Origin of the sequence: Lacisediminimonas sp. (assembly GCF_030645335.1) — a bacterium.
Classification (GTDB): domain Bacteria; phylum Pseudomonadota; class Gammaproteobacteria; order Burkholderiales; family Burkholderiaceae_D; genus Lacisediminimonas.
The window spans coordinates 1-4,803 of record NZ_JAUSNH010000123.1 but is presented as its reverse complement, the minus strand read 5'-3'; the positions used below and the strand labels follow the sequence as shown (position 1 = coordinate 4,803).

6 protein-coding genes are annotated in these 4,803 nt (G+C 63.4%); all 6 read left to right on the top strand.

Features of this window, described 5'->3' with window-relative positions; translation table 11 throughout:
• The coding region (locus tag Q7T64_RS08770) for a chorismate synthase (protein ID WP_304794479.1) at positions 1-358 on the top strand (358 nt) is incomplete at its 5' end.
• Between the two features lie 96 nt (positions 359-454).
• Complete coding sequence (locus Q7T64_RS08765) at positions 455-1,627, top strand: MFS transporter (RefSeq protein WP_304794476.1); 1,173 nt, start codon at positions 455-457, stop codon at positions 1,625-1,627.
• Positions 1,624-2,451 carry a M48 family metallopeptidase gene (locus tag Q7T64_RS08760; RefSeq protein ID WP_304794474.1) on the top strand — a complete coding sequence of 276 codons (828 nt, stop codon included), beginning with the start codon at positions 1,624-1,626 and terminating at the stop codon, positions 2,449-2,451. The genes Q7T64_RS08765 and Q7T64_RS08760 overlap by 4 nt, the downstream gene beginning before the upstream one ends.
• A gap of 248 nt (positions 2,452-2,699) precedes the next feature.
• Positions 2,700-4,100, top strand: a complete 1,401-nt coding sequence (gene leuC / locus Q7T64_RS08755) for a 3-isopropylmalate dehydratase large subunit (protein WP_304794471.1) — start codon at positions 2,700-2,702, stop codon at positions 4,098-4,100.
• Between the two features lie 39 nt (positions 4,101-4,139).
• Entirely contained in the window at positions 4,140-4,295 is a 156-nt protein-coding gene (locus Q7T64_RS08750) for an entericidin A/B family lipoprotein (protein ID WP_370653284.1), read from the top strand.
• A 45-nt stretch (positions 4,296-4,340) separates the two neighbouring features.
• Positions 4,341-4,803: 3-isopropylmalate dehydratase small subunit (gene leuD / locus Q7T64_RS08745; protein WP_304794467.1), on the top strand; the 463-nt coding region annotated here is incomplete at its 3' end.

Below are 4,803 nucleotides of genomic sequence, written 5' to 3'. Positions count from 1 at the left end.
AATCGGCGCCGGCTTCGGCTGCGTGGTGCAAAAGGGCAGCGAACACGGCGACGAGCTCACGCCGGGCGGATTCGCCAGCAATCATTCAGGTGGCGTGCTGGGCGGTATTTCGACCGGTCAGGACATTCGCATGTCGCTGGCGATCAAGCCGACCTCGAGCATCCGCATTCCGCGCCGCTCGATCGACAAGGATGGCAATGCCCAGGTCGTCGAGACATTTGGCCGGCACGACCCGTGCGTGGGCATCCGCGCCACGCCGATCGCCGAAGCCATGCTGGCCCTGGTGCTGATGGATCATGCGCTGCGCGCCCGCGCGCAGTGCGCAGATGTCGAGGTAGCGACGCCGCGCTTGCGCTGACTAGGCGCAGCACTCGTAGACCGTCGTTGCCGTGGCCCGCAAGGGCGCTGGCAACAGCCGCGGCAGTATAGCCATTAGCGACCCCTGGAAATTCCCGTGCCGCGATCCGCCTGGCCAGATCAATCATTGAGTTTTGCGCTGTTCTTCTTCGCCTACTACGGCTATGTCGGGGTGTTCTCGCCCTATGGCAGCCTGTATTTCGCCCAGATCGGCATGTCGGCCGCCCAGATTGGCGTGCTGATGTCGCTGGCGCAGGTGATGCGTATCTTCGGTCCCAACCTGTGGGGCTGGATTGCCGACTACCGGCAGCAAAGGGTGATGGTGCTGCGCCTGACCGCCGGCGCTGCGGCGCTCGCGTTTTGCGGCCTGTTCCTGGCGGACGGTTTCACCCAGGTGCTGGTGGTGATGGTCCTGTTCAACCTGTTCACCAGCGCCCAGGGCCCCTTGTCGGAAGCGCTGATGCTGTCGCGCATGCGCGGCGACCTGACCCACTATGGCCGCTTGCGGCTGTGGGGCTCGGTCGGTTTCATTGTTGCCGTGTCGGTGGCCGGCACCCTGCTCGACTGGTTCGGCGTCGGCCTGGTGCCGTGGATTGCGCTGGCGCTGCTGGCGCTGGTGTTTTATGCCAGCATGCGCATGACAGAATCGGACCAGCCGGTGTCGCTGCAACCTGCCGTTGCGCTGGCCGACCTGATGCGCCGCCGCGATGTGCTGGCGTTCTTTGTTTCGACCTTCCTGATGATCGCCGCCCATGCGTCGGTGTACGTTTTTTATTCCCTCTATCTTGCGCAGATCGGGTATAGCAAAACCGTGATCGGGCTAATGTGGGCGCTGGGCGTGATCGCCGAAATCGTGTTTTTTTTCTGGCAGGCGCCGATTTTTCGCCGCTTCGGCGTCGAGCGGCTGATGATTGCGGCCTTGCTGCTGGGCGTGCTGCGTTTCATCATGATCGGGTTCGGCGCCGAGTCGCTGGCCTGGCTGCTGGTGGCGCAGGTCTTGCACGCGGCGACCTTTGGCGTCCATCATTCGGCGTCGGTCGCTACCTTGCAGCGCTGGTTCTCCGGCCCGCTGCAAGCGCGCGGGCAGGCATTGTTCATCAGCATCTCGTATGGCCTCGGCGGTAGCGCGGGCGGCCTGCTGTTCAGTGTGTTTTGGGATACATTTGGTCCACGGGCGGTCTATCTGATGGCGGCGGGGTTTTGCCTTGCTGGCGCGGCGGCCGCCGCCCTGTCCTATCGTTGGCAACGCAAATTCGGGGAATTGCAATGAAAAAACAGTATCAGCGCGGTGGCGTCCTGGGTGCATTGCTGGCCACCATCCTGTTCCTCGCCACCGCCTGCGAGACAGTCCAGACCACACAGTCCGGCGTGGTCGGCGTCGACCGTTCGCAACGCATGGCGATTTCGTCGACTGAAATCGACAAGGCGGCGACCCAGCAGTATGCCCAACTGATTGCCCAAGAGCAGAAAAAGGGCAACCTCAATCGCAACGCCGCGCAGGTCAACCGGGTCCGGGCCATTTCCAACCGCCTGATCCAGCAAGTCGCGGCGTTTCGTCCGGATGCGCGCAACTGGCGCTGGGAGATGAATGTGCTGAGCTCGGCCGAAGTCAACGCCTGGTGCATGCCGGGCGGAAAAATCGCGGTCTACACCGGGCTGATGGAAAAGCTCAATGTCACCGACGACGAGCTTGCTGCGGTGCTGGGGCATGAAATGGCGCATGCGCTGCGCGAACATGCGCGCGAGCGCGCCTCCGAGCAGGCGATTGCCGGCATGGGAATCCAGATCATTTCCGCCATTGCCGGTTTGGGTGATCTCGGCGCCAAGGGCATGGAATATGCCTATATGGGCTTGCTCGGGCTGCCAAATTCGCGCGGCCATGAGACCGAGGCCGATCGCATCGGCGTCGAACTCGCCGCCCGGGCCGGCTACGATCCGCGCGCCGCCATTACGCTGTGGCAGAAAATGGGCGCTGTCGGCAACGGCGGCGGGCCCAAGTTCCTGTCCACGCACCCACCGCGCGAAGACCGCATTTCGGACCTGACAGCCTACTCGGCCAAGGTCATGCCGCTTTACCAACAGGCCAGGCGCTAGGGCTGGTCGCTGGTACCTTATGCCGGCCTCGCGCCGGCAAATCCGCTCGTCGCGGCCGCGCCCGGCCTGGCGCACTTCCCGCCAACGGTGCTGGCCCACGGGCAGCCTGATGGGGGCAAAGCGCCCGCGCCGCCTTGCGGCAGCGCTTTTTGTCGCCACCGCCAATGGCCGGCGGCGTGGTCTGGCGCAGGTCGATATGGCATAATCGAACGCTTTCCAAGCATGGCGCGCGAGCCCTTCGTCTTATCATGGCTAGAACACTTTACGACAAACTCTGGGACTCCCACGTAGTCGACACCAGCGAGGATGGCACCGCCATCCTGTACATCGACCGGCATCTGCTGCACGAAGTGACAAGCCCGCAGGCCTTCGACGGGCTCAAGCTGGCGCACCGCACGCCGTGGCGCAATGCCGCCAACCTGATGGTGGCCGACCATAACGTACCGACCACCGATCGCATCAATGGCATTGCCGATCCGATTTCCCGCCTCCAGGTCGAGACGCTGGATGCCAATGCCAAGCAATACAGCCTGGCCTACTTCGGCATGAATGACCGCCGCCAGGGCATCGTGCACGTGATCGGGCCAGAGCAGGGGGCAACCTTGCCTGGCATGACAGTGGTTTGCGGCGATTCGCACACCTCGACCCACGGCGCTTTCGGCTGCCTGGCGCACGGCATCGGCACTTCCGAAGTCGAACACGTGCTGGCCACGCAAACCCTGCTGCAAAAGAAATCCAAGGCCATGCTGGTGCAGGTCGACGGCGCCTTGCCGGTCGGCGTGACGGCCAAGGACATCGTGCTGGCCGTGATCGGCAAGATCGGCACCGCAGGCGGCACCGGCTATGCAATCGAATTTGCCGGCTCCACCATCCGTTCGCTGTCGATGGAAGGCCGCATGACGGTGTGCAACATGGCCATCGAAGCCGGCGCCCGCGCCGGCATGATCGGCGTGGACGACACCACCATCAATTACGTCAAGGGCCGGCCACTGGCGCCGGTGGGTCCGCACTGGGACCGGGCGGTAGAACTGTGGCGCACGCTGCATTCCGACGCCGGTGCGCGCTTTGACCTGGTCGTCACGCTCAACGCCGCTGAAGTCAAGCCCCAGGTGACCTGGGGAACCTCGCCCGAGATGGTGGTGGCAATCGACGGCAGGGTGCCGGACCCCGACAAGGAAGCCGACGCAGTCAAGCGCGACGCCATGGAAAAGGCGCTGGTCTACATGGGCCTGAAGCCCAACACCCCGATTGCCGATATCCGCATCGACAAGGTATTTATCGGTTCCTGCACCAATTCCCGCATCGAAGACTTGCGGGCGGCGGCGGCTGTGGTGCGCGGCAAATTCCGCGCTTCCAACGTCAAGCTGGCGATGGTGGTGCCAGGCTCCGGGCTGATCAAGGAACAGGCCGAGCGGGAAGGGCTGGACCGGATTTTCCGCGATGCCGGTTTCGAGTGGCGCGAGCCGGGTTGCTCGATGTGCCTGGCGATGAATGCCGACCGCCTGGAGCCGGGCGAGCGTTGCGCATCGACCTCCAACCGCAACTTCGAGGGTCGCCAGGGCGCTGGCGGACGGACCCACCTGGTCAGCCCTGCGATGGCAGCGGCGGCCGGCGTCGAAGGGCATTTTGTCGACGTTCGCGGCGCCTGACCGGCCGTCAGGCGCAAGCTTTTTTTGACAGGGATGACAATGAAAAAACAGTCTGGCATGGGCATGATTGCCATCACCAAGCTGCTCGCGCTGCTGGCATCGGCGGCCTTGCTGGGCGCCTGCAATACGATCGACGGGCTGGGCAAGGATGTCCAGCGCGCCGGCGAAAAAGTGCAGTCGCTGACCAAGAACTAAACCACGCCGGCACGCCGGCAACTCACCTGGGAAGTCAGATCCGAGATGGAAAAATTTACCGTAGTCGATGACATCGTGGCGCCGCTGGATCGCGCCAATGTCGATACCGATGCCATCATCCCCAAGCAATTCCTGAAGTCGATCAAGCGCAGCGGCTTTGGCCCCAACCTGTTCGACGAATGGCGCTATCTCGACCATGGCGAACCGGGCATGGACAACAGCAATCGTCCGCTCAATCCGGACTTCGTGCTGAACCAGCCGCGCTATCGCGGCGCCGGCATCCTGCTCACGCGCAAGAACTTCGGTTGCGGTTCCTCGCGCGAGCATGCACCGTGGGCGCTGGAGCAATACGGATTCAGGGCCGTGATCGCGCCGAGCTTTGCCGACATTTTCTTCAATAACTGTTTCAAGAATGGCCTGTTGCCGGTCGTGCTCAGCGAAACACAGGTCGATCACCTGTTCAACGAGGTCAAGGCATTCCCGGGGTACCGTCTGCTGATCGACCTGG